We start from the raw sequence: 24,641 nt of genomic DNA on the forward strand, positions 1-24,641 counted from the left end.
GTCTTCTATCTTCTATTCATACTCCGCTCGTCCGGAAGCCTTCGCGCACTCCGGCGTGCAAAACGGATGCTTCCGGACGTCCGGCCAATAACCGGACATCTCCGGCACGGCCATGACGCAAGCTTTGCTATGCTTGGCGCTGCCGTTTGCCCGAACCGAATTGGGAGGCTTTCTGATGCGCACCGTCATCGATGCCGTACGTCCAGCCTGTCACGTCGTCGCCTGTGCCGCCCTCGCGTTCGGCATGTCCGTGCGGGCGCAGGCCGCCGACCTCAACACTGCGCTCCTCGACATCTCCCCGAATCGCTGGGTGCGGCTTCATACGCCGGCCGTCAAGGAATGGTCGCGCCAGGCGCACGCCGGCATGGCGTACGACAGCAAGCGCGGCACCCTGCTGATATTCGGATCGAACACGCACGGCCTGGACTGGGACAACACGGTGCATGAGTTCGACCCCGTCACGGCACGCTGGGTCACGCATTACCCCGAGGCGCCCCAGGCGAGCTATCGGGCCGACGACAAGGAGCGCGCGATTGCCGGCGGGCAACGACGCCTGCCCTGGGCGATGCACACCTTCGCCGGGGTGGCCTACGATCCGCAGCGCGACGGCCTGATCGTTGCCGCACGCCCCGAGCACAACCCGATCGGCAAGAAGACCCCGGCAGCAAAAATCCACCCCTCGTGGTTCTATAGTCAGACTCGCCGCGAATGGCAGATGCTGCCGGACAGCGATCAGGCAGCTCCAAAATTCTTCGGCGCCGCGGCGGCGTATGACGAGCGGCGCAGGGTCGCCGTTGCCTATCGCTGGGGGATTTGGGAACTCCTGCCCCAACGCGGAACCACGAACGGCCCCGAAACTGCGTGGGTGAAGGTGAGCAGGGAAAACCACCACCAGATGCATCACAGCATGGTGTACGACAGCCGCCGCGGCAACTTCGCCGTGTTCGGGGATTACCGCAGCACCAATGACGTCTGGATTTACAAGCCTGGCGCGCGGCGCGGCGAAGAAGGCCGCTGGGAAAAGCGCACGCCGGGCGGCGACGCTTGCCCCCGAGCCCAGCATTTTCCGGTCGCCTTCGACCGCGATCAGGGTGTCTTCCTGCTGGTGCCGGGGAACACGGAATTCGAGTCGCTTCCGAACGGCCGCGAACGCGCGCGCCGGCCGAAATCGAACAGTACTTTCGTGTACGACCCCGACGCCAACCGCTACCTCCGTCTGCCCGGCGCCGACATGCCGGCGCTCGGAATGAATTTCATGATGGCCTACGACCCTCGCCACAAGGTCTTCCTGCTGGTCAGCGGAGGCCCCTCCGAAGCGCCGACGGTGTGGGCGCTGAAGCTCGATCTCGCCGGCCTGAAGCGATGACGCCGGGCCGCGATCTGCCCGCGCACGATCTGCGAGCACCGATCGGCGGCATCGGACGGAGCGCACATGTCCCTCGGTGACAGCATTCGGCGCGGGGCGCTCTGGCTCTTCGTCGGCAACACCGGCAGCCAGGTGCTGACCTTCGCATTCGGGATCATCCTCGCGCGGCTGCTGACGCCCGAGGACTTCGGCATGCTGGTCACGATCCAGGTATTCACCGGTCTGGCCGGTTTCGTCGCCGGTGGCGGCATGGGCCAGGCACTGGTCCGCGCCAGCGAAGCGACGAAACAGGATTACGACATCGTGTTCACCCTGCAGCTCGCGATCGGCTGCGCGATCTACGCGGTTTTCTATTTCGCCGCCCCCTGGTTCGCGAGCTGGTACGACACGCCGCTGTACGCGAATCTGCTACGCGTCTCCGCGCTGTCCTTCATCATCCGGCCCTTCGTCAACCTGCCTGGCAGCGTCCTGCATCGGGAAATGCGCTACAAGGCGCAAGCCGCCGTGAGGATCACGACGCTGGTGGTGTCCAGCACGGTCAGCATCGGCATGGCGTACCGGGAACAAGGGGTGTGGAGCCTGATCATCGGCGGATTTGCCGGTTCGATGTGCAGCATGGCGATGCTGATCCGGCTCTCGGGATGGCGCCCGGGGTTTTCCCTCGACATCCGGCGCGGAAGGAAGGTCGCACGTTATGGCCTCCTCGTTTCCATCAACGACATCGTGACCTATCTGCGCAACCAGGCGACGAATTTCCTGCTCGGGAGGACACTGGGCGCCGCGCCGGTCGGACTGTTCAACAAGGCTGACAGCCTCGCGCGAATGCCGCACGGCATGATCACCGGCCCCGTCTATCAGGTCCTTTTCAGGGCATTGGCGAAAGAGCAGGCCAATTGGGACAAATCGCGCTATCTGTTCTTCCGCAGCCTGAGCCTCGTCGCCGTATACGTCACCCCACTTTATGTCGGCGTTTACTGGACCGCCGAGCCGATGATTGCCCTGCTCTATGGTGCGAAATGGGCCGAGGCTGCCGCCCCCCTCGCCATACTCGCGCTCGCGGGGCCGTTTCTGACGATCGCCAACCTGTCCGGCTGCGTCCTCGCGGCCCGCAACCAGCTGGGCCGCGAACTCGTGGTACAGCTCATCGTGCTCGCACTGACCGTCGCCGCAACCCTCGCCGGACTGCGATACGGACTGCGCGGCATCGCCGGCGCACTCGTGCTCGTGACAATCTACAACGCCCTGCACATGTACCGACTCGCCTCGCAGTGTCTGAACGCGACGTGGAAGCAGTTGCCGGTGTCGATGCTCCCCGCCGCAACGCTGAACGCCATTCTCGCAAGCGTCCTGTTCGTCCTCGACCATTACATGCCCGGCACGGTTCGCGACAACAATCCGGCCTATCTCGCAGTCGTGATGGTGACCGGCGCCCTCACCTACGCGCTCTGCTTTCTCTATTTGCCCATTGCGTCACTGGGCTCCGAGCAGCACCGCTGGAAACAGAAGTTGCGACTGGTATCAAGCACCGTTCCATAATCAATCACGCAAGTCGGGTATTGCATCTTTCGCCGCTTCGTGAAGAATCGATGTAACCCGGTCTGTCGCGCCAGTGGCCGGATGGCTGCGAGCGCTTGTGTCTGCCATACGAACGCTCAGGCCGGGGAAGACCGGTCATTCGCGATCGATGAGGATTACGGGATGGAACAACACCTTGCGCGCAGCCTGCTCCTCGGCGTCGGCGCTGCCGCTGCGGGAGGCTCGATCACCGCAGCCGGCGCGGCCCTCGGGCTCACATCCTTCGAAGCGGTGTGGCCGGTGCTCACAACCTGCGCCGTCGCCGCCGCTCTCGTCCACAACACCAAGCAGGCTGTCACCGGCCTCGTCGACAACCGGACGCATACACTGCGCAACCGGATCGAGCGTATCCGTCGTGACGTCGGCGACGTACACGGGCTGGTTCGCCTCGCCCCCTACACGCTTGAACTTCCGCTGCCCGTCGGCGGCGGATGGGCTTTGACGGGCGATTCCGCGGCTTTGCTGGCGCGCGAAACGCTGGAGCGCAAACCGGCCGCCGTCCTCGAACTCGGCTCCGGCGCCTCGACGTTGATCCTTGGGCAGATCCTGCGAAAAAACGGACGCGGACGGCTGCTGTCGATCGATCACGATCCGATGTGGGCCGACCAGACCCGCCGTTACGTCGATCTCCTCGGGTTGGGCGATGTCGTCACCGTCGTCGATGCGCCGCTGAAGTCGGTCACGCTGGGCAACCAGAGCTACGACTGGTACGACATCCCGACACACCGCCTCGACGAGTTGGGGCCGATCGACCTGCTGCTGGTCGATGGTCCGCCCCAGATGCGGGCCAACCCGGCGCACGCCCGATATCCCGCGTTTCCGCTGCTCCGCGAACGCCTGTCCGCCAACGCAGTGATATTCGTCGACGACGCCAGCCGGGCGACCGAATCGAGAATGGTCGAGACCTGGACCGACGAGGAGGCCGGATGGATATCTCGCTGGTTCGACACGATCGACGGGATGTGCATGCTGACCAGGAAAGCCTGATCTCCGGCGACGGACGGATACGGTGATACCGGTCCCGCAAAGGCATGCAAGGCCCCGACGAAGCCGCGTTCGGGGGCAAGCGGCGGACTCTCAAGCAGTGGGACACGACCACGGCGGGATTCATAGCGATGTTATTTAACTCTTACGAGTTCATCTTCTTTTTTCTGCCGATCGCGTTCGCGGCGTTCTTCTGGATTGCGCGATACAGCCGCCCGCTTGCTGCGCTCTGGCTGTTTGCGGCATCGCTGTTCTTCTATGGCTGGTGGAATCCGGTTTACGTCGGCCTGCTGGTCGGCTCGATATTTTTCAACTTCGCGATCGGCACCGCGATTTCGAGGGAGCACAGACGCGGTGCCCACGTCCGGAGGAGACTGCTTGTATGGATCGGAGTTTCTTCAGATCTCGCGCTGCTCGCGTATTACAAATACGCGAATTTCTTCGTCAGTAACGCGAATCAGCTTCTCGGTACAGCGTGGCACACCGAAGCCATCCTCCTGCCCCTCGGTATTTCGTTTTTTACCTTCACACAGATCGCCTTCCTCGTCGATGCATATCGCGGCGAAGTGAAGGAAAGCAACTTCGTCCACTACGGACTCTTCGTAACGTATTTTCCCCACCTTATTGCAGGACCAGTGCTGCATCACAAGGAGATGATGCCGCAGTTCTCGCTGGATCGGACCTATCGTCTGCAATGGGACAACCTTTCCATCGGACTGACCGTATTCGCGATCGGACTATTCAAGAAAGTGGTCCTCGCCGACGGCGTTGCCCCGTTCGCGTCCCCGGTTTTCAGCGCCGCCGCCAACGGCGCTTCGATCACATTGCTGGAAGCCTGGTGCGGTGCGCTCGCGTATACGCTGCAGTTGTATTTCGACTTTTCCGGCTACTCGGATATGGCCATCGGCCTGTCGCGCATATTCGGAATCCGTTTGCCGCTCAATTTCGATTCGCCGTATAAAGCTACCAGCATCATCGACTTCTGGCGGCGCTGGCACATGACGCTGTCACGATTCCTGCGCGACTATCTGTACTTCGCTCTCGGCGGTAACCGCAAGGGTGCGGTGATGCGCCACGCCAATCTCATGATCACGATGCTGCTCGGCGGGCTATGGCATGGCGCAGGGTGGACATTCGTCATCTGGGGCGGTCTACACGGCATCTATCTTGTACTCAACCACGCGTGGCGGCGGTTTCGCTTCGTCGTATTCGGCACGCGCCCGGCGGGAAGCATCGAGCGCTTCGTAGGCCGGTTTCTGACATTTCTGGCGGTCGTACTTGGCTGGGTTTTTTTCCGCGCCAGCGATGCCGGAGCGGCGTTATCCGTCATCGGGGCGATGGCGGGAGCGAACGGTTTGATGATCCCGAGCAACTGGCCCGGGGCTTGGTACGCCAACGCGCTGCTGGAACGGTTCGGGTTCGACCCGGCGCTTGGTGTAGCGGTAAATCAGTTCGACCCTTCCGGCACCGGTCCATACTGGATCGCGGCATTGCTCGCAATCGCGTGGTTCATGCCCAATACCCAGGAATTCATGGCTCGCTTCGCCCCGACCCTCGAGCGGCCCGCGAGCCCGCAAGGATTGCCTTCATGGTCGCCTCATGCGGGCTGGGCGGTTGCTACCGGGACCCTCGGCGCGCTGGCCCTGCTTAATATGTCCCACGTCAGTGAATTTCTGTATTTTCAGTTCTGATGAAATACGAAACCGACTCCCGCCGCCACATGATTTATGTCATATGTATGATTCTCGCATGGGGGCTGTCGAGCCTGCTCGTGCTCGCTGCAAACATTATTATTGACCCGCTCTGGTATCACCGGGGCAACCTCATCACCGGCAAGAATTTCGGATATGACGAACGCCAAGCCAAATTGAACCGGCTGTTGCGCGAGCCTTCGGAATACGACTGCCTGATTTTCGGAAGCTCGCGGACGACGCTGCTCCCAGGGTCGGCTTTCGCACCCTATCGCTGTTTCAATCTCTCGTTTTCCGGGGGCCTGATCGAGGAATTCATCGCGTTCTCGGAGTATCTCCGTGAGTTCGGAGTGCGCCCCAAGCTGATCGTCGTCGGCGTCGATGGATTCAACTTCATGGTGAATGATAGAGACCCGCCAAGCATTCCAGACTATGTGATCCGCAAACAACCGGCGCCGGCTTTGCTGCGCACCTACCTGTCTATCGACAGCCTCTCGATGTCATGGCGCACGCTACGGGGGGACACCGGGCGTCCGCGCTACTATGACCGGAACTTCGACGCGGTGATCCGCGCAGATGCTCCTGTGTTTCGCCCACGGCGGAGCCTTGACGCGGAGGGTCTCCGCCGCGTCGACACCGAAGCATGGCGCAAACGGGGTTACAGCCCCGACAACGCAATCCTGTTCGGAAAACTGGTGACCGTTTTTCCAGGCGCGCAGAGCATCGCGTATGTCCCACCGATCAGCGCCTGGCATGTTCGAGCGATGGAACAAAATGGCACGCTCGAGAGTTATCTTGACGCCCTTCACGCTACAGCCCGGAATTTTCCGGTCTTCGTGGACTTCTCGATTCCGTCACCGGTCACTTGGCGCACGGATAATACTTACGACGGTTCTCACTATGCGCCTTCGGTCAATCGCCGGATCGCGCACGTCATTCTGACGGCGGACGAGCCGGAATGGGGGCTCAACGTAAACCAGGTCGACAGGGCAAGCTACGTAAACCGATACCGAAGCGCACTGGCCGAATTCGAAACTGTCAACGCGATGCTGAAGGTATCGCAATGACCATATCGTCCGTGAACGACCGCATAGGCTGCCGCGTCGCGAACCCGTCTCCGGTGCCGATCCGGAAGTGTCAGGAATGCATGGTCCCATGATCGATCCGTTGTCCCGTTTCTTCGAGCGCGCGGCCGGTATGCATGGTCCCGTGATGCTGATGTACCACTCCGTCACGGACGGCGGTGGCACTCCGGAATGGCCGTGGGCGGTTTCGCGGCGTCGCTTTCGGGGGCAACTAGATTATCTCGCCAACGAGGGCTGGGCCACGCCGACGATGAGCGAACTGCTCGCGGCGCCGACGAGTTGGCCGCAGCGTACGGCGGCTATCACCTTCGATGACGGCTACGCAAACAACCTTGCTGCATGCGCAGAACTAGAGAAACGCGGCATGTGCGCGACCTGGTTTATTGTCTCGGGCTCGATCGGGCAAGCTCCGTCATGGCCGGCGACGGGCCGCCCCGAGGGTCGACTGCTCAACGCGGTCGAATTGCGCGAGATGCGGTCCGCGGGGATGGAGATCGGCTCGCACACGGTCAACCATGTTCGCCTCACCGAACTCGACGAAGATCGCCAACGCTTCGAACTCGAATGCTCCCGGCGCCAGATCGAGGACGTCCTGGGTGGCACGGTACGCAGCTTCGCCTATCCTTACGGCGCATGGGACGACGCCTGCGTGACTGAGGTTCGCGAGGCCGGCTATCAAAGCGCCTGTACGACGCGCACCGGTTGGGCGCTGCGCGACGGCAATCCGTTCCTGCTGCGCCGCCTGACGGTGTTCAATACGGACACCGTGGGGAGCCTGATCCGCAAGCTTTGTTTCGGGAGTAACGATGTTTCATGGACAAGCCTTACGAACCAGACGCTGCGAAGCGCGCTAGCGTGGCTCCGCCGCAGTCCGCGATGAACCCCCTCCTTTCCATCGTCATGCCCTGCTACAACGCCGCGCCACACCTCGCGCGCAGTGTCGGCAGCGTGGTCGCACAAACCCTCGGCGACTGGGAACTGGTCGTCGTCGATGACGGCTCCACGGACGATTCATGGCTCGAACTGGAGCGGCTGGCCGGCTCGGATGGCCGCATCCACCCATTCCGCCAGGCAAATAGCGGGGCTGCCGCCGCGCGCAACCATGCGCTGCGTGAGGCGCGCGGCGACTACGTCGCGTTTCTCGACGCCGACGATACCTGGCATCCGGAATTCCTCGAATCCATGCAGGCCGCGCTGCACGACGCATCGGGCCCCGTCCTTGCGTATTGCGGCTGGCAGAACCTCGGCCTCGGCGGCGGGCGCGACGTGCCGTTCGTGCCGCCCGACTATGAGGACGGCAACAAGGTCGAGGCGCTGCTCGGCGGCTGCCGCTGGCCCATCCACGCGGCGCTGGTGTCGGCGGACGCGATCCGCACAAGTGGAGGCTTCGACGAAAAACTCAGTTCGTGCATGGACTATGACCTGTGGCTGCGCCTCGGGACGGTCCATCGCCTGATCCGGGTACCGCGTGTGCTGGCCTACTATCACCACCATGGCGGCGAGCAGATCACGAAGAACCGCGCACGGATCGCGCTCAATCACTGGCGCGCACAGCAGAAGTTCCTGGCTGCCAACCCGGCAGTCGCGGCCGGCCTGGGCGCGCGCAGGGTACGCGAACTGACCGGCGGCGAATTGCTGCGGCGGGGCTTTGAGTGCTACTGGAAAAGCGATCTTCCGGCGGCCCGTCAAATATTTCGCGCCGCGATGAAAGAGGGCTATGGCAGCCTGGGCGAATGGAAATACATGCTTCCCGCCTTGCTGCCGGAATCCTGGCATCGCCGGCTAATCAATCATAAGGATCAGACCAGCCCAAAACCTACCCCTGATTGAATACGATGGGTTGTCGAAGTGTTGTAGAACAGTGACAGGAGTAGAAACCATGTCAATATCTCATCGTCAAACAGTGAATGTTTAGAGGTCTATGCGTCAATGGTCAAATAATTTGCGATTCAGAGCGGTGGTAGCATCAGCACCAAGCTTTGCGCCAATGATTTTTATGAGCCAACTCTCGAGTACCTTTCATGCCTAATAGGAAACCAGATTTCATCATCATCGGCGCTGCCAAAGCCGGCACCACTTCGCTATATCATTATCTGGCGCGGCACCCGAATATTTTCATGTCAGAGCCAAAGGAACCGACCTATTTTGCGCGAGACGAGCGATACCGAAAAGGTGAGATCTGGTACCTTTCCCTGTTCAACGACGCCAAACCGCACCAGCTGTGTGGCGAAGCCTCGACCAACTACACCAACTGGCCGCTATACCCCGCCACAGTCGCACGCATGGCGGAACTGGCGCCGGATGCGAAGCTCATCTACATCCTGCGCCATCCCGTAGACCGTACCTACTCGCATTACATACAACTGATTCAGAATATCCGGACCGATGACCCAGACTACAAGTTTAATAAAACTTTTGAAGAACACATCGCTGGAGACGACAGTGTCATCCAGAGCAGTAACTACATGTTACAGATCAATCAGTATCTGACGCGATTTACCTGCAACCAGATGCTGTTTCTCGTTTTCGAGGACTTCGTCCGAGATCCACGAACGTCATTGATCCATGTGGCAGATTTTTTGGGGATAGACCCGAGTTTCGATTTCATGAACGAAGGTGTAGTTAAAGAAAACGTCAACCAGAATAAGGAAACTTGGCTGGTTCGCTCACGACTCACTGCACCGCTCAAGGCCCTGCCCGGTGGGCAGTTCATTTCCGATCATCTGCCGTTGTCGGTGCGGGATCGCATCTATTCGTGGCTGAGGCACTTGCCACAGCGCAAGCAGATAGAACTTGAATATATCCCACCGAAAATGCATCCGGACACCCGAGCGAGGCTGCTCGATTATTTTAAAGCTCCTAATGCGCAACTTATGCAATTCCTGGATAGGGATCTCGGCATCTGGGCTAATTAATATCCGACATAACCGATTCGCATTCATTATTTTTACGTCACGATGCCAAACCGAAGCGCGAAAGGTCAACAATAGTGAGGGCTCCTTCGAGCGGCCATGCCCCTGACTGATTGATTCCCTTCAATATCATGCTGCCTCCGATCCAAAGCAACATTTATCGTCCAGTGCATTGAATCAACGAGCACCTCAATAATTCAAACCCGCCGCCTGAGCAACCACCATGCAGCGACTCACATTCGCTTTCTGCACCTTCAACCGCGCCGACCGCCTCGACAAGCTCGTCGGCGCGATGCGCGAGCAAGCCTGCCCGGTTTCGTTTGAGATTCTCGCCGTCAATAACAACAGCAGCGATGCAACGCCGGAGGTGCTCGCCCGGCTCGCGAACCAGCCCGGCCCGCCGCTGCGCTGGGTAACCGAGACGACCCAAGGTATCGTTCCGGCTCGAAATCGCGCAATCAGGGAGGCGATTGACAGTTCGATCTTGGTATTCATTGATGACGATGAGCTCCCCCAACCCGGACTATTGAACGCTGTTACTGACGCGATACTGAATGAAGGGGCCGACTGCGTTGGGGGCCCTATCGCAATCGATTTCGCCCCGTTCGCCCCCCCCTCTTGGCTTGATAATGAGCTATCCGGATTTCTCGGAGCTCTTTATCACGGTCCATCTCCATTCTGGATCACGAGCGACCATGCGCCCATCTGGAGCGGTAATGTCGCCTATAGGATGCAACTATTTCGGGAGAACTCTGTGCTGCGCTTCGATCTCCGGTACAACCGGGAAGGCATTGGCATTGGGGGTGGATCAGACGCGATTATGTTTCGTACGCTGCTCGCACTCGATTTCAAGATTCGTTACAGACCCGATATGGCGATTACCCATTCGGTTGATCGATGGAAACTCACACGCCGGTATTTCCTCAAGCTGCATTACCGCGCCGGATTGCGCCGCGGCCGCTATCAACTGCCAGACTATCCTCGCACGGTGTTCGGTATTCCGCCGTTCCTTGCGTCGCACTTTCTGCGCCAGGCAGCCGACGCACTGTGGATGCAGGTGGCTCAGCGTCCCGGCGCGCTGCGCCAGGCAATGAACGCGACGAATGCCCTCGGCTGCCTGGTCGGTTACGGCCAGCGCGGCAAGCCCTGATCCCCCTACGACCACGACTGCAGGAGTCCGGATAATGCTCAGATCCCACGTCAAACAGGTATTGCGCAGATTCGGCTACAAGATCGAAAAAATTGATGCGCTCGAAGAAAGCATTCCGGCAGCCTACAATCGCTCGCCGTTCCTGCCGCGGGTTTATCGCGGCGCGCTCGACCGCTATCTGTATTTCAAGGAGATGCTCGAATCGGTCCGCGATGTCGAAGGCGACATCGTCGAATGTGGTGTATCGATCGGCCATGGCGCTTTGCTGTTCAGCCTGCTCGGCGAATATATCGGCGTCAATCGCACCTATTATGGATTCGATTCGTTCGAAGGCTTTCCCGATCCGGTCGAAAAAGACGAGAAAACCCCGATCAAGGGGCGGGGTTTCTGGGCGAATCCGCCAGACACTGTAATGAAGGTGCTGCGCGACGGCCGCCTTTCCGACGAAGTCATCCGCAATCGCATCCGGCTGATGAAGGGCTGGTTCCACGAAACCCTGCCCCGCTATGACGGCAGGATCGCTCTGCTGCATCTCGATTGCGATCTGTACGAATCCTACAAGCTGTCTCTCGAAGAACTGTACGAAAAGGTGCGGCCCGGTGGCGTCATCATGTTTGATGAATACAATGATGACCGCTGGCCCGGCGCAACGAAGGCGATCGACGAATTCTTCGCCGGCAAACCCGAAAGCGTCCAGGCGCACCCGAAATGCCACTGGAAATACCATGTGCGCAAGGCCGCTGACGGGTCCGCGATGGCGCTGCGGAGCAGTGCGGATGCACTGGAATGAAATTCGGACTGAAGCGGGCGGGGCATGTCGCTGCCGCACCGCTCAGCCGCTGCAGTATCTCAACAGCAGGTCCTCGAACTGGCGCACGGGCAAGGTCGTGAATTCGGCCTCAATACGGCGTCGGCCGGCTTCCCCCATTTTCTGTCGTAACGCGGCGTCGCCAATCAACGATTCGACCCGCTCCGCCAGCGCTGCGACATCCCCGGCTTCGACGAGGAAGCCGTTGACGCCGTCGTGCACCGCTTCCGGAATGCCGCCGACTCGCGTCGCAACCACCGGCTTCCGGCAAGCCCCGGCTTCGAGACTGATCAGCCCGAGCGGTTCCTGCCAACGCGACGGCATCACGATCACATCGGACGTGCAGTAGACGTCCTCGACCCTCGCCACATAACCGAGATAACCGATGCGCTCGTCGTCGCCGATCATCGCCCGCAGATCTTCCCGGCTGTACGAGCCGGCGAATTTCTTCGGGTCGCGACACTCGCCGGCGATCAGGAAATGCGCATTCGGCGTAAGGATGCGCTTGGCCATCGCGATGAAATCATGAACACCCTTGACCTCGCGAATCTGGCCGAGAAAACTCACGACGACGACCTCATTGGACAGCCCGAGCTCTGCGCGCAAGCTGCGCCCCGCGTCAAAGCGATCCAGGTTGATCGGATTGTAGATCACCGGCCGTTCAAGCCCCGCCGGCAGGGAGTGGTCCGCCGTGTAGTGCGACACACTGACCGCCGCGCGGCACAACCGCATGAATGGTCCCGGCCGTGCATTGATGACGTGGTAGTGCGCGACGATCGGAATGCGCAGCACCCAGGCCGCGAGCAACTCGGCCGGGCGCCAGAAGTTCGAATGATTGACGTGGATCACCGCAACGCGCTCGCGGCGGAAAAAGGCCAGCGCCCGGAAAAATGCCCTCAGGTACGCGAGGGGATTGCCAGGCTCGGTGAGTTGGCCCCAGACCAGGTGGCGCAAGCCGCATTGTTCCAGCTCGTTGACGATGGGTCCATTACCCGGGAGGAGCAGCAACGGCTCAAGGCGAGTCGTGTCAATCAGTCGGAGGTTGGTGTACAGCACGCGACTCGCGCCGCCCCAGTCTCCATGGCTGCCGGTGATGAAGCAGATGACGGGCCTGGTATTCATCGCGAAATGACCCCCGGGTCTGAAAGAGGTTGTTACGGACATGACAGCACAGGAGGCAGCAGATGGCGTTCGTGTAACATTCTATGCGCCAACGCAGGCGATTATTCGAGTTTGACACTTACGCTTACCTGTAACGATCCCGCGCCAAACTGAACCAGGAGTTCCCGATGCCGCCGAGTCTGACCAGTCTGCCGAAACTGCTCGACCGCGAGGTGCGCGAGAAGAACCTGCGCCTGCTCGGCTGGCGCGCGAAGGAGCTCGCCTGGTCGATGATCCGTCCGGCGATGCCGGACCCGGTTTTTGTCATCGGCTGCTCGCGCTCGGGAACTACGGTGACCTTCGAGACGATCGCCGCCTCGGGCCACTTCCTGCATTTCGATTACGAGATCCCGCAGTTCTGGAACGCCCTGCACGGCCCGCTGACGAACGGCTGGGAGTCGGAGGCCGCCGACGCGAAGGACGCGCGCCCCGAGCACCGCGACCGCGCGCTCGCGCATTTCTATGCGCGGCTCGGCGCCGGGCCGGTACTCGACAAGACCTGCATCAATACGCTGCGGGTCGGGTATCTGCATGCACTGTTCCCGCATGCGAAGTTCGTGTTCATCCAGCGCGACGGCCGCGACAACGTCAGCTCGATGATCGACGGCTGGCGCCTCGGCCGCAGTGACGGGGGTTTTGGCCTGGATCAGTTTTTCGGCCCCTCGCCGGTACCCGTCGCGATCAACGCTGGCGAGTTTCGCGAATGGCACTTCTTCCTTCCGCCGGGCTGGCGCGACTACAACCGCGCGAGCCTCGAGGAAGTGTGTGCATATCAATGGCTCACGGCGAACCGCCTTGCGCTCGATGCGGCACGGACGATTCCGGCTCAGCAGTGGATACGCCTGCGCTATGAAGACATCTTCGAGCACCCCGTCGAGATGTTTCGCGAAGCTTTCGAGCGCCTCGAAGTACCGTTCGACGCGCACATGGAAATGCGCTGTGCCAGTCTTGCCGAGCGGCCGACGAGTATCGTCAAAGGGACGCCGATGAAGCAGAAGTGGAAGGAGCACAATCCCGCGGCGGTCGAGCGGATCTTGCCACTGATCGCGCCTCTGATGCGTGAAATGGGGTACGACCCCGATGACTGACACTCCAAGGGTCAGCGTGGTGATACCGGCCTACAACGCAGCTTGGTGCCTGACTCGCGCGATCGGCAGCGTTCTGACACAAAGTTTCCGGGATTTTGAACTGATCGTCGTTGACGACGGCAGCACAGATGAAACGGCCGAGATGCTGTCACGTTACGGGGACGTGTTACGAATAGTCTCGAAGGAGAACGGCGGCATGGGCAGCGCCCGAAATGCCGGCATCCGCACAGCTCGAGGTCGCTATGTCGCCTTTCTCGATGCAGATGATTGCTGGCTACCAGAAAAGCTCGCGCGACAGGTCGCGCTACTCGAGGCACATCCTGACTTGGCATTTTGCGCCGTCGTCGCGACGCTCGAAGACCCCGCCGGCCTGAAGATCGGCGAATGGCGTGGACACAGCGGCTCATGCGCGGGCATCAGCGAAGTCTTCGCCAATCACGCAGCGGTCGCGGGCGGTGCCTCGGCTGTCGTCGCGCACCGGCAACTGGTCGTGGAACTCGGGGGGTTCGACGAAACACTCGCCGGCGCAGAGGACACCGATTTGTGGATACGCCTTGCCGGTCGCGGCGATTTCGCCTGCATCGACGAACCGCTCGTCGTTGTGCTGCGACGGCCGGGAAGCGCAAGTCGTAGCCTGGACGCAATGCGGCGCGGTGCGCTGGAGATGACGCGCAAGAACCGAAATCTGCTCCCCCCCGGGAAGCGGCACGCATTCTGGCGCAAGACCTACGCCGGATTGCTGTGCGACTACGCCAAATGGGCGTACCGGGAGGGGCGACATGGAGCGGCCATGAAAGATCTGCTCACGGCGTTGTGCATGTCCCCGTTCGGCCGCGGCCGCCTGGCATTGGGCCTGATGGCCGCCGTCCTGAGAGGGCAGCGTGTCTAACCCCCAGGAACTGAGGATGCATGGAAACGGAATGCCGGACGGTAGCGCCGCCGCCGATCCCGCAGCTTCGCTCACTGTACTGATATGCACGCACAACCGTGTAGAACTGCTGTCGCGCGTTATTGCGTCGCTCAACGCAGCGCAACGGCCGCTGGATACACGAGTGCGTCTCTTCGTCGTCGCGAACGCATGTACCGACGGCACCCATGAGTTTCTCGCCCAATATAGCGAGACGAACGAGATGTCCCACAGCCTTCCTCTCGAATGGATCGCCGAACCGACGCCAGGCAAGTCGCAGGCACTCAACCGTGCGTTGCCAATGCTCAGTGATTCATTGATTGCATTCGTCGATGATGACCATCGCGTCGATTCGGGGTATCTGAAATCGATTGTCGATGCCGCCCGGGCCTGGCCCGAGGCGGGCCTTATCTGTGGTCGCATCCTGCCAGACTGGGACGGCACGGAACCCCCATGGGTACATGACGACGGACCATACCGGATCTATCCGCTGCCGGTGCCGCGCTATGATCAGGGCGACAAGCCGATGCGCGTGGACCTCGACGGCGGAATTCCAGGTGGGGGCAACCTCGTCGTCAGGTTGGGAGTGGTGCGCACGACGGGACCGTTTCTTACCGAACTTGGCCCTACGGGCCATGACCTGGGCGGCTCGGAAGATGTTGAGTGGATCCGCAGGACGTTGCGAAACGGCGCAGTACTGCACTACGCCCCTCAGATCGTCCAGTATCACTATGTCGACGGCGAGCGATTGAAATTTTCGTATTTGATAAGAAAGGGCTTCCACCGTTCCAAGTCCGTGATGCGCTTCCGGCATGCCGAAGGAGGAGTACCGCTCTACATGTGGCGCAAGGTCGGCGGCTATGCGCTACGTAGCGGCCTGGCGCTCGACGCGCAGGCACGGCGCTTTTACCTGGTGCGGCTCGCATCCTCGCTCGGCGAAATGAGCGGCATGTACGAGGCAGGGCTGCGACGGGGACGACGCACCAGGCTCTCACGGCTACCGTCTCAGAACCAGTTGGGACTTGCAGCTGCGCTCGGCGCGGGCGGGTTCGCGCTTGCCGGCCTGCTGGCCGGACAGCGCTTCGACGATGCCGTCATGCCCGCCATTGGCGTCGCCCTCGTGCTGTCGATCGCGCTGATGCTGAAATCGATGCTCGACTTTTCGCAGACCGGTCCGCGGATGCGCGACGAGATCACGCGTCGTTACCGATTCCATGTTCCATTTGCGATGGCCCGCCTGGGCTTCTGGACGTTTGCGGTCGGCCTTTTCTTCGCGCTGCCCGGCTCGCTTCTCGCGGTGGCCGCAGCGGACGCCCTCGTAGTGCGCGACAATTCATATTTCACCACGGTGGCTGCCGCGCTCAGCTTGGCGCTCGCCACCGGCTACGTCGTCTGCCATACGCTCATCCACAATCCGGGACTGATCGTCGCCTCGTGGCAGTATCGCGGCGCCCGGCTGCACCGAGTATGGGGCCTGTTGTCGGTGCGCGGGTTGCGCTGGACCGCGATCATTGGAGTCGGCGGCGTCAGCCTGCTCTGCGGTCTGCTCGCGGCGTCGCTCGCGATCGGCGATGCGGCCAGAATGGCTACCGCGCTCCTTTGCATGATGGTCGGCTATCTGGGCGTACTGGCGTTCGCACTTAAGGAACCCGATTCGCCCGTGCCGGCGCCGCGCCGCAATGGCGCTCCCAACGTGCTGATGATCGGATCGGACACGCTGCGCGCCGATCGTGTCGGCGCGCAGCGGAACGGCCAGCCCCTTACCCCCAACATCGATGCGCTTGCCCGGCTCGGCACCCGCTTCGGCGCCTGCTATGTGCCCTGCGCGCGCACGGCGCCGAGCCTGATCTCGCTGTTGACCGGCACTTGGCCGCATACGCACGGGATTCGCGACAACTTTGTCCCCGACGAGGAAACCAAACTCGACCTGCCCGCCTTGCCGAGCATCCTCGGCGCGCTCGGCTATCGCACCGCCGCGGTGTCGGATTGGTGCGGCGCTGACCTCGGCAAGTTCTCGCTCGGCTTCGACATCCTCGATCTGCCGGATGACCAGTGGAACCTGAAGTACCTCATCCGTCAGGGGCCGAAGGACATCCGACTGTTTCTTTCGCTTTTTCTGCATAACCGCATCGGCCGGCTGCTGCTCCCCGAGTTGTATTATCTCGGCGGCGTTCCGCAGACGGAGCAGCTCGGAAGGCGCGGGCGGCGGATGATTTCGCGCCTCGCGGCGACCGGTGAGCCGTTCCTGCTGAACCTGTTCTATTCGACCACCCATCCACCGTTCGCATCCGAATTTCCTTACTACGTCCGCCACGCGAATCCCGCCTACGCCGGAGAATCAAAGTTCGCCATGGCGCGGCTGACCGAGCCGTTCGAAATCATCCGCCGCCAGGGAGAGCCACGCGAGGAGTTCGACCTCGACCAGATCCTCGATCTTTACGACGGTTGCGTCGCACAGTTCGACGACGAAGTCGGCCGGACGATGCGCCATCTGGAGGCCAGCGGCCTCACTGAGAACACCATCGTCGTCCTGTACAGCGATCACGGCATGGAGTTTTTCGAACACGGCACATGGGGCCAGGGCAATTCCGCGCTCGGCGACTTCAGCGCGCGCATTCCGCTGATCATCGCCGACCCGCGCCAACCGGGCGGGCAACGGGTCGATCAGGTGGTACGCACGATCGACCTCGTCCCGACGCTGCTCGAGTTGCTGCAGGCGCCGTCGGTCAAATGTGACGGTTCGTCGCTCGTCCCGGCGATGCTCGATCCGGCGTTCGACCTGAAACTGAAGGCATACAACGAGACCGGCATCTGGATCACGCCGGTGCCGGGCCTGCCGCCCCGGCACCTGAGCTACCCTGACCTGCTGCAACTGCTCGACGTGCCTGACGATGCCAGCGGGACGCTCGCGATCAAGTCCGAGTACCACGACATCGTCTTGCTCGCTAAGGACCGCATGGTGCGCGACGGGCGCTGGAAGCTGGTGTATCAACCGCTCGAGTCGGGCATGCTGCTGGCGCTCTACGATGTTGAAGCGGATCCGGGATGCACGCGCGACCTTGCCGAAGATCACCCGATGGAGGTCGCGCGCTTGTGGGCGGAACTGCGCAAGTGGATGGAGAAGGATCCGGTGCTGCGGCGGCACGGGCACGCGACCTGAACGTTCTTCGCCAAGGCTGCGTTCGCGGCAAAGGCCGCACGGGCATTACTTCAATTCGAACTTGACGACGTTCGACGGGCGACTGAGGTTGCGGTCGGTATCCCAGGAGCAGATCGCCACATAGTAGGTACCCGGCTTCAGGCTATCGAGCGTCGGCTGGCTCGGGGCGCCGAACGCCTCATGTGGCAGGAGTTCCCGGATGATGAAGGTCTCGGCGCTGCCGGCCGCAGCAGGGACCGGCTCACCGGCAACGTGCTCGGCCATCCAGAACGCATTCACCTTGTCCCAGTTCGGATCCTGCCGCGGCGTCCCCTCGCTCTCGGCGGTGAATTCGCTGCGGTCGATGCGCGCCTCGAGCTTTGCCTTTTTCTGCCGCGCGAGGATCACCGATTCCACTTGGGACACTATGCGCTGCTTCTCGGCCTCGCGCTGCGGGTTATCCGTCGGGGCGAATTCGACGATCGGCTTGTCGCTGTACTTGACGAAGTAACGCGCCGGCCGACCGGTCGGCCCGTCATCTCGCGGAGCAGTCCATGCGAGCGTGACGCCACCGCGGCCGGCCTGGACGACCCGCAGATCCGTGATCGGCTCCGGCGGCGTCGTCGAACGCTTGGCAACATTGGCGCGCTCCCATGCGATGACCTGCTCGAAGCGCGCATCTGTCCACTTGTCACCCGGCCCATTGACGATGCCTTCGTAACGCCGCCGCATCTCCGGCCAGCCGGTGTAATGGTAAAGATACGGGAACGCCTGCAACAGGTGGTCGTGGCGGCCCGGAGTCACGGACTTTTCACCCGCCCCGAAGTATTGCGAAGGCATGGTCGTCCAGTTGTTGATCATCCCGAGCCGGGGGTAGAAGAGCACGTGATGCGAGAAGTAGTCGGCCTGCCCCCACAGGCCGTCGAGGATGCGCTCGTCGTCGTAGGTCTTGTAAGCTTCATGCAGCGCCAGCACGCCTTGCGCCTCCATCCAGGTTTTCGCGCTGGAGATCTCCATGGGGCTGTCCCTGAGGAATTCGAGCATTTTCCCCATGACCTGCTCCTCGCGCTTGATGCTCGTTAGCTGCCCATGGCGATGGCGCAGCACGCCGAGCATGCGGCGCACCTGCCAGCGCGCGAACTCGTCGAAAACCGGGCTGCCGGTGGCATGGAAACCGGCGAGATTCGTGTACAGCATCCACGTGTAGACGCGGGCATAATGCCCCCGCCACAGTGCGCCGGGATCCTTGTCGAAGAAACCCGTATTGCTCAGCGGCTGCATCCGCCCCTTGAAAAGATGCACTTGCTGGAAATTGATGTCCCAGTTCACGAAACCATGGATTGCGTCGAGCGTGCGGCGATCGCCAGTGAGGTAGTAGTACTCGAACAGGCGGAACAGCGCGTAATGCTCCATGTCGGGCAGGATCTTGTAGCCGTTCAGGTAGCTCCACCCGCCGGCCTGCCTCGTAACCGGGCCGCGCGGCGTCTTCACCACCTTCTGTCGCTCGCTCTGCCAGGTGTAGAAATCCTTCGGGCCGAAACCGGCGAGAACATTCCAGTCGGCCAGCGCGCGATCGACGGCCGTGAGGCGCTGCGCGCCCTCGCCGAAGCGGATCACGTTGTCGCGATAGGCCCAACCCGGATTCTGGGAGATGCTCCAGCGACCGTACGCCAGGTTCTTTTCCAGTTCCGACAACAGGCCGGTGCTCAGGAAGGCGAGCCAGCCGGAGCTCAGGCTGTCGTGGTGGCCTCCCGAGTTGTAGCTGCTGTTCTGACCATGCGCGCGGAGGCCGGCCCCGTCGGGCGTCCAATGCCCGTCACTCATCCTGTTTCGCGGCGGGTCGGCCCGATCTCGCGCGATCTCGAAATACCAGGTCTCTGAATCGGAATACCAGGCCGGCGGCGCATGCGCGAACAACGGGTACTCGAACGCCTCGGCAACTTCCGCGACCCGTGCTGTGCGCGCGTCGGCGCGGTGAAAGTAGTACAGGATGTCATGGACATTGCGGCGGCCGAAGTCGAGGTCGTATTCCGGGCGCAATCCGTCGCGGGGTTCCGCATGGCCGGGGCTGTCGGCCTGCAGCACGACCCGCAGGCGCCCGGACGACGCGGCGATCGCCCGCGGCGCGTGTTCCCACAGATAGCGCATCGCGACCGCCAAGCCGCGGGTCGAGTCCGAGATATCGAGAAAACGTCCGCGCTTGCCGGCGGCGAGCGGTTTTTCGATCTGCCCGTCGCGACCAATGCCGATCTGATAATTCCCCTCGCTGACGACAACGCGCCCGTGCTTTTTCTCGGATTCCGCGGCGCCTTGATAGAGCCAGGCCTCTTCGGTGCCGGCGAGGCGGGCCGAGACGGTGGCCGGCAGGCCCGATTCGGCCCCAAGCCCGCCCCCGGTAACGGTCGGCTCGCCTTCCAGACGCAGCGCATGTGCAAGCCCGGCTTCGCGGAACATGTGGTTATACAGCGGCGGCGTGCGATCGGAGTTCTCGACGGCATGCTCCACCTTGACGAAACTGTGGCCGCGGAAGAAATGCAGGCGCGTCGTGTAGTTGTACATACCGTCGCGGAGGATCCCCTTGCCGGACTTCCCAGGCAGATGGCGCCCGCGGATCAGCACCACGGTGCGCAGCGGACCGCTGGTCTCGACCACCACTTCCTTCGGCGGGCCTGACCGGTACACATGCTCGGCGATGTCCACCTCTTCGACGCTGCGTGTCTTGTCCCAGCCGTGCGTGTTCCACGCCGAACCGGTGTTGCGCTCCATGCGCCCGACCTCACCGGAGCGCAGCCACGGACCATCGTCCGGCTGTGCGCGCAGGATCTCGCGATCGTCGATGCTCACCGACTTGAACAGCGAACCGTCCTTGGTCGAGACGCGCGCGGTCAAAGGTCCTGATTGAACGGTGATGGCGTCGCCCTCCTCGCGCAGGCGGAGCGGATCGGCGATTGCATGCTCCGGGCGGCGGTTCTGAAGATATACGACAGCCTTGCCGCCGGCCGCCAGGCTGACCTGGAAGTCGAGCAAGACCCAGCGAATCGACTTGTCGCGCGCCCAATGCCGGCTGAGCACCTCCGCCTGGAGCGGAAGCTCCCGTCCGCTCTCATCGACCAGGCGCAAACCGGCGACGTCCTGAACCACGCCATAAGGCAGCGGAACACCGGTCGTGACCGGCCAATTACGACGCTCGACACCTGAGTTGTCCTTGATCGTCAGCGGCACCGAAAATTGCCCGTCGCGCGACTCGTAAGCGCGCCCGGGCGCCCCGGGCAACGCCGCAGAGCTATGCCCGGAAAGCACAACGCTCAACAGCAGACCCGCCACAAACCGCAATAAAGGGATCATCGCAACCTCACACTTTTCGCAACCAGCCGCTGGTTTCCGGGTCCGTCGTCCTGTTCGAACACGAGCACGAATCCGTCCGGCCCGGCGGCCAGCGCGGGATTCGCGACCGACGAGTCAGTCTCGTGCAGCAACAGCAGCTTGTCGGGATCATCGAGACGCACCCCCGCAGGCGACAGGCGCGAACCCAGGATGCGGCTTCGATACGGCGGCCTAGCGGCCCCCGTCTGCCGGGCGGCCACCAGAAACGCGCCGTCGCCGAATGCCGCAACGACTGGCCCGTCGATCTGGATACGGGTCGAAAACAGAGTCATTACCTGGCGGGGATTCCAGCTGGACGATTGCAATTCCGGTTCGGTATTCGGATTTGCAAGCGCGGCAGCTGATTTTGCGCCAAAAACCGCTCCAACCGATATGCGGTGGCCCCGACCAATATCGCCCCACGCAGTGTAGAGGGCGCTCCCCGCCAGATCGCTTGCGAAACGCCCCCCTTCCCTGCCGAGCGAAGCGGCAGGCGCACGCTCGACGTCCACTACTTCGGGATCAGGCCCGTTCAGGCGGAGACTGGCAAAGTAAAGGGTGATGGTGCTACCCGATTCACTGCGGCTCCACTTGCGTTCGTCCTTCCACGACATCACCCAGCGATCACCGAAGCTGGCGATCGACAGATCGCCGCCGTGCAGGGTTTCGCCGTGGAATGCCAGCGCTCGCGCCGGCCCGCGCTTGCCTGACGCGCCGATGAACGCGCCATGAACCTCGTAGTAGCGACCCGCGTAATGTTGCCAGAGTGCGAGCGCGCCGGTCGGGGCTGCGGCGATTGCAGGACTGGCCTGATTCGCCGCACCGCCGGCGACGAGAAAGCCGTCCTCATCGCGCACCGTCCCGTCGACGCCGACGCGTGCGGCATAGACGTCCCAGTCGCGTCCGTTGCGCAGATCGTGCCACGCGATGATGAATACGCCGTCCGAAAAGATGACTTTCGGGCGCTCCTGGCTCCCCTTCGCGACGCATACCGGAATCGGCTGTCCCAACGGACGTCCGGCCCCGTCGAGCCGCAGCGCGAAAATGTCTGATTCCTGCTGCTCGAAGTAGTTTCTGCCCTGTTGCCAGACGAGCAGGAAGTTTCCGCGCCCGTCGGATGCGAGCTCCGGATTCACTGCGGGCCTCGCGTCGGGGGCCGGCAGCGGAAGCGATTCCGGGGTCGCCGCGCCATGCGCTGCGGGGGCGCAACAGAGCACGGTGGTCAGCACCCACGAACAGGCCCTGGCATTCATGGCGCCCCCCGTGCGGGCGCACGCCGCAGGCGAAAGAGCCGCGTCCCGAGCAGACCGTGGCCTTCGACGAACTGCGTCATGCCGGTCCAGAAATTGATCGAGCCATACAGGTTTCCGTCGGCATCTCGACCGATGAGATGGCTCACCATCAGATCGGTGAGTTCTCCGTCGGGTCGCAGGCGGCCGCTCGCCGATGGCTTCACGACGGCCGGCCCGCGGCTGCGATTCGGATGCACCGAGGCGATGCCCCAGCGGCCGTTGTTCATCAGCGTCGCCGTCGTCCCGCTGCCGTCGGCCGGCACACGGCGGATGTCGTACTCGTCGCCACCACATACATAGACGGCGGAACCGTCAGGCTGCACGGCCAGGCTGGTCGGCGTATCGAAGAATGCCTCGCGCGGCGGACCGTCGCCGATTGTCACCTGTGTCCGGGTTTCGGCGAAACGTCCCGCCAGATGCACCACCGTGTCGTCAGGATCGATACGCACGACAAAGTTCGGCGTGCGCGAAACGAAATACACGAAGCCGCGCGAATCGGCATCACCCATCATGACATTGAGTTTGGGCGCGCGATCCGGGCCGCGTGACATCGTCATCGACCAGGACCCGACATAGCGGATCGTCCTGCCGTCCGGGCTGACCCTATAGTAGCCGGCGTCGTCGGCAATGGTCACCTCTCCATTGACGGTTACGGCGACCGAAAACGTGCCGCGGAACGTCACGTCCCGCGCCCCGGCGGTGTCGCCAGGGTTCAGCCGGCGCGAACCGCCGCCGGCCCAGGTATCGACCTGCCACTTGCCGTCGCTCTTGTGGATGCGCCGAATCCGCCGATTGCCGCCATCGGGCACGAACACGCCGTTCGGGCCGCAGGCGAGGTTGTGAGCGCCGTAATAGGACCTGAAACCGAGCCGAAACTGCGCCTGGTGCGCGGGGCCGTCGCGGTACCCCGGCTCGCCGGTGCCGGCAAGGCGGCTGCGCATGCCATCGCGGCTGACGACGTCGATGAACTGTCCGCTGCTCAGAAACAGGCGGCCGGACTCGTCGCCGCACAGTGCATGGACGCCACCGCCCGCCTGAGCGAGCGGCCCGCCGTCGGGACCGTTGCCGAGAACGTTGGTGAAGTCCTCGACGATCCAGCGCTCGTCCCGCCAGTCGGCAACGGCAGGCGTCGCCTGCAACACGATCCCGGTCAGCGTCAGTCGCACCAGCCAAGCCATCGTCATGGGAGACATTCGCGCGCTCCGCATCTGAATTCCGGCAAGATTCAGCCAATACCGGACAGTGACATCATCGAGGCTGCTTGCCGCCAGCCATTCCCTTTACGCGGCATTCTGCGCCGCCTATTCCTGCCCGCCCTTGAACGATTTCTCCCACTTGCGCTGAATCTCTTCAGGCGGGCAGAAACGGCAGCCGCTCGTCGGCGCCGGCGCCGATCCGCCTGGCGCCTCGAGACCGGATGTCACGGCGGCCCCTTCGGCTGTGGTAACCGCAGCGCCGGCGGGCGTCCCGGCTGGGTCCGGCTCAGGTGTCGAGGACGTCTCCGGCGGAACCGGCGCGGCTTTCACGACGGGTTCCGGGAACGGCTCCTTGCCGCCCAGTTCGAGATAAGCCTTCTTCAAGGACCGCGAGTCCGGAATGCGCTGCAGTCCCGCCGTCGCCACCTCGAGGCCGTCCTTGGCACGCCCGCTCTGCCGCTGCAAGTCGATCAACGCATGGTAGGCAGGTTCATATGCAGGATTGAACGTGATCGCCTCGTTGAACAGGCGTACCGCGTCGCCGGCCTCTTTCAACTGGAGAAGGACCTTCCCGAGTTCGACGTAAATCTGCGGGCGCATCCAGAACCGGGGCTCGGTCGCGTTGATGACGTACAGATAGTTGTTCTTCGCGAGCCCGAGGTTATACAAACGATTTTTCTTCTCGTGCGCGCGCGTCGCGCGATTGACGAAATTCACCGCGAAGCAGTAATGATGGATATGCAGATAGTTCGCCTTGCCGAGCCGCGCGGCCGAGGCGACGTTTTTCCCGCCCGACCCCTTTTCAAGTCGGTCGGTGCAGAACGGCGGCAGCATCCGCAGTTCGGCAGCGCTGGGTGAAAATTGCTCGACGGCGGTGGCGCACAGCGGGCAGGCCAGCAGGCCCGCGATCAGCAAGCGTTTCAT

Annotated in this window: 18 protein-coding genes; 13 read left to right on the forward strand and 5 right to left on the reverse strand. The window is 62.4% G+C overall.

The features are described 5' to 3' along the window. Positions 1-175 precede the first annotated feature (175 nt). From GO606_RS20310 to GO606_RS20355, 10 genes are all read left to right on the forward strand, one after another. Complete coding sequence (locus tag GO606_RS20310; RefSeq protein ID WP_169116674.1) at positions 176-1,366, forward strand: hypothetical protein; 1,191 nt, start codon at positions 176-178, stop codon at positions 1,364-1,366. Positions 1,367-1,432: 66 nt separating this feature from the next. Further along, positions 1,433-2,902, forward strand: a complete 1,470-nt coding sequence (locus GO606_RS20315) for a lipopolysaccharide biosynthesis protein (RefSeq protein WP_169116673.1) — start codon at positions 1,433-1,435, stop codon at positions 2,900-2,902. Positions 2,903-3,064: 162 nt separating this feature from the next. Next, on the forward strand, positions 3,065-3,928 hold the full coding sequence (locus GO606_RS20320; RefSeq protein WP_169116672.1) for a class I SAM-dependent methyltransferase: 864 nt from the start codon (positions 3,065-3,067) through the stop codon (positions 3,926-3,928). Positions 3,929-3,972: 44 nt separating this feature from the next. Then, positions 3,973-5,616 carry an MBOAT family O-acyltransferase gene (locus tag GO606_RS20325; RefSeq protein WP_246979799.1) on the forward strand — a complete coding sequence of 548 codons (1,644 nt, stop codon included), beginning with the start codon at positions 3,973-3,975 and terminating at the stop codon, positions 5,614-5,616. Continuing rightward, the gene (locus GO606_RS20330; RefSeq protein ID WP_169116671.1) at positions 5,616-6,683 is read left to right on the forward strand and encodes a hypothetical protein; all 1,068 of its coding nucleotides are present in this window, start codon (positions 5,616-5,618) and stop codon (positions 6,681-6,683) included. The genes GO606_RS20325 and GO606_RS20330 overlap by 1 nt, the downstream gene beginning before the upstream one ends. Before the next feature lie 88 nt (positions 6,684-6,771). Next, positions 6,772-7,581, forward strand: a complete 810-nt coding sequence (locus tag GO606_RS20335) for a polysaccharide deacetylase family protein (protein WP_169116670.1) — start codon at positions 6,772-6,774, stop codon at positions 7,579-7,581. After that, on the forward strand, positions 7,578-8,531 hold the full coding sequence (locus GO606_RS20340; RefSeq protein ID WP_169116669.1) for a glycosyltransferase family 2 protein: 954 nt from the start codon (positions 7,578-7,580) through the stop codon (positions 8,529-8,531). Before GO606_RS20335 ends, GO606_RS20340 begins: the two co-directional genes overlap by 4 nt. Before the next feature lie 191 nt (positions 8,532-8,722). Further along, positions 8,723-9,616: a sulfotransferase domain-containing protein gene (locus GO606_RS20345; RefSeq protein ID WP_169116668.1), complete on the forward strand. Its 894-nt coding sequence runs from the start codon at positions 8,723-8,725 to the stop codon at positions 9,614-9,616. Between the two features lie 220 nt (positions 9,617-9,836). After that, positions 9,837-10,763, forward strand: a complete 927-nt coding sequence (locus GO606_RS20350; protein ID WP_169116667.1) for a glycosyltransferase family 2 protein — start codon at positions 9,837-9,839, stop codon at positions 10,761-10,763. After that, positions 10,717-11,553: a TylF/MycF/NovP-related O-methyltransferase gene (locus GO606_RS20355; RefSeq protein WP_169116666.1), complete on the forward strand. Its 837-nt coding sequence runs from the start codon at positions 10,717-10,719 to the stop codon at positions 11,551-11,553. The genes GO606_RS20350 and GO606_RS20355 overlap by 47 nt, the downstream gene beginning before the upstream one ends. A gap of 42 nt (positions 11,554-11,595) precedes the next feature. Here GO606_RS20355 and GO606_RS20360 read toward each other — a convergent pair whose 3' ends face one another. Beyond that, positions 11,596-12,693 carry a glycosyltransferase family 4 protein gene (locus GO606_RS20360; RefSeq protein WP_169116665.1) on the reverse strand — a complete coding sequence of 366 codons (1,098 nt, stop codon included), beginning with the start codon at positions 12,691-12,693 and terminating at the stop codon, positions 11,596-11,598. Positions 12,694-12,860: 167 nt separating this feature from the next. Here GO606_RS20360 and GO606_RS20365 point away from each other — a divergent pair, with 167 nt between their 5' ends. Genes GO606_RS20365 through GO606_RS20375 form a run of 3 tightly spaced genes read left to right on the forward strand, consistent with a single transcriptional unit; the run spans position 12,861 to position 17,887 of the window. Next, positions 12,861-13,820 carry a sulfotransferase family protein gene (locus GO606_RS20365; protein WP_169116664.1) on the forward strand — a complete coding sequence of 320 codons (960 nt, stop codon included), beginning with the start codon at positions 12,861-12,863 and terminating at the stop codon, positions 13,818-13,820. Next, positions 13,813-14,709, forward strand: coding sequence for a glycosyltransferase family 2 protein (locus GO606_RS20370; RefSeq protein WP_169116663.1), 897 nt, complete (start codon positions 13,813-13,815; stop codon positions 14,707-14,709). The genes GO606_RS20365 and GO606_RS20370 overlap by 8 nt, the downstream gene beginning before the upstream one ends. A 31-nt stretch (positions 14,710-14,740) precedes the next feature. After that, positions 14,741-17,887 carry a sulfatase-like hydrolase/transferase gene (locus GO606_RS20375; RefSeq protein WP_169116662.1) on the forward strand — a complete coding sequence of 1,049 codons (3,147 nt, stop codon included), beginning with the start codon at positions 14,741-14,743 and terminating at the stop codon, positions 17,885-17,887. A 45-nt stretch (positions 17,888-17,932) separates the two neighbouring features. Here the strand turns inward: GO606_RS20375 and GO606_RS20380 are convergent, their stop codons facing one another. The 4 genes from GO606_RS20380 to GO606_RS20395 form a co-directional block, all read right to left on the reverse strand. Continuing rightward, positions 17,933-21,175 carry a fibronectin type III domain-containing protein gene (locus tag GO606_RS20380; protein ID WP_169116661.1) on the reverse strand — a complete coding sequence of 1,081 codons (3,243 nt, stop codon included), beginning with the start codon at positions 21,173-21,175 and terminating at the stop codon, positions 17,933-17,935. Between the two features lie 32 nt (positions 21,176-21,207). After that, positions 21,208-22,482, reverse strand: a complete 1,275-nt coding sequence (locus GO606_RS20385; protein WP_169116660.1) for a hypothetical protein — start codon at positions 22,480-22,482, stop codon at positions 21,208-21,210. Then, positions 22,479-23,714 carry an NHL repeat-containing protein gene (locus GO606_RS20390; RefSeq protein WP_169116659.1) on the reverse strand — a complete coding sequence of 412 codons (1,236 nt, stop codon included), beginning with the start codon at positions 23,712-23,714 and terminating at the stop codon, positions 22,479-22,481. The genes GO606_RS20385 and GO606_RS20390 overlap by 4 nt, the downstream gene beginning before the upstream one ends. Positions 23,715-23,822: 108 nt before the next feature. Then, the gene (locus GO606_RS20395; protein WP_169116658.1) at positions 23,823-24,641 is read right to left on the reverse strand and encodes a tetratricopeptide repeat protein; all 819 of its coding nucleotides are present in this window, start codon (positions 24,639-24,641) and stop codon (positions 23,823-23,825) included.

The organism is Aromatoleum anaerobium (genome assembly GCF_012910705.2).
Lineage (GTDB): Bacteria > Pseudomonadota > Gammaproteobacteria > Burkholderiales > Rhodocyclaceae > Aromatoleum > Aromatoleum anaerobium.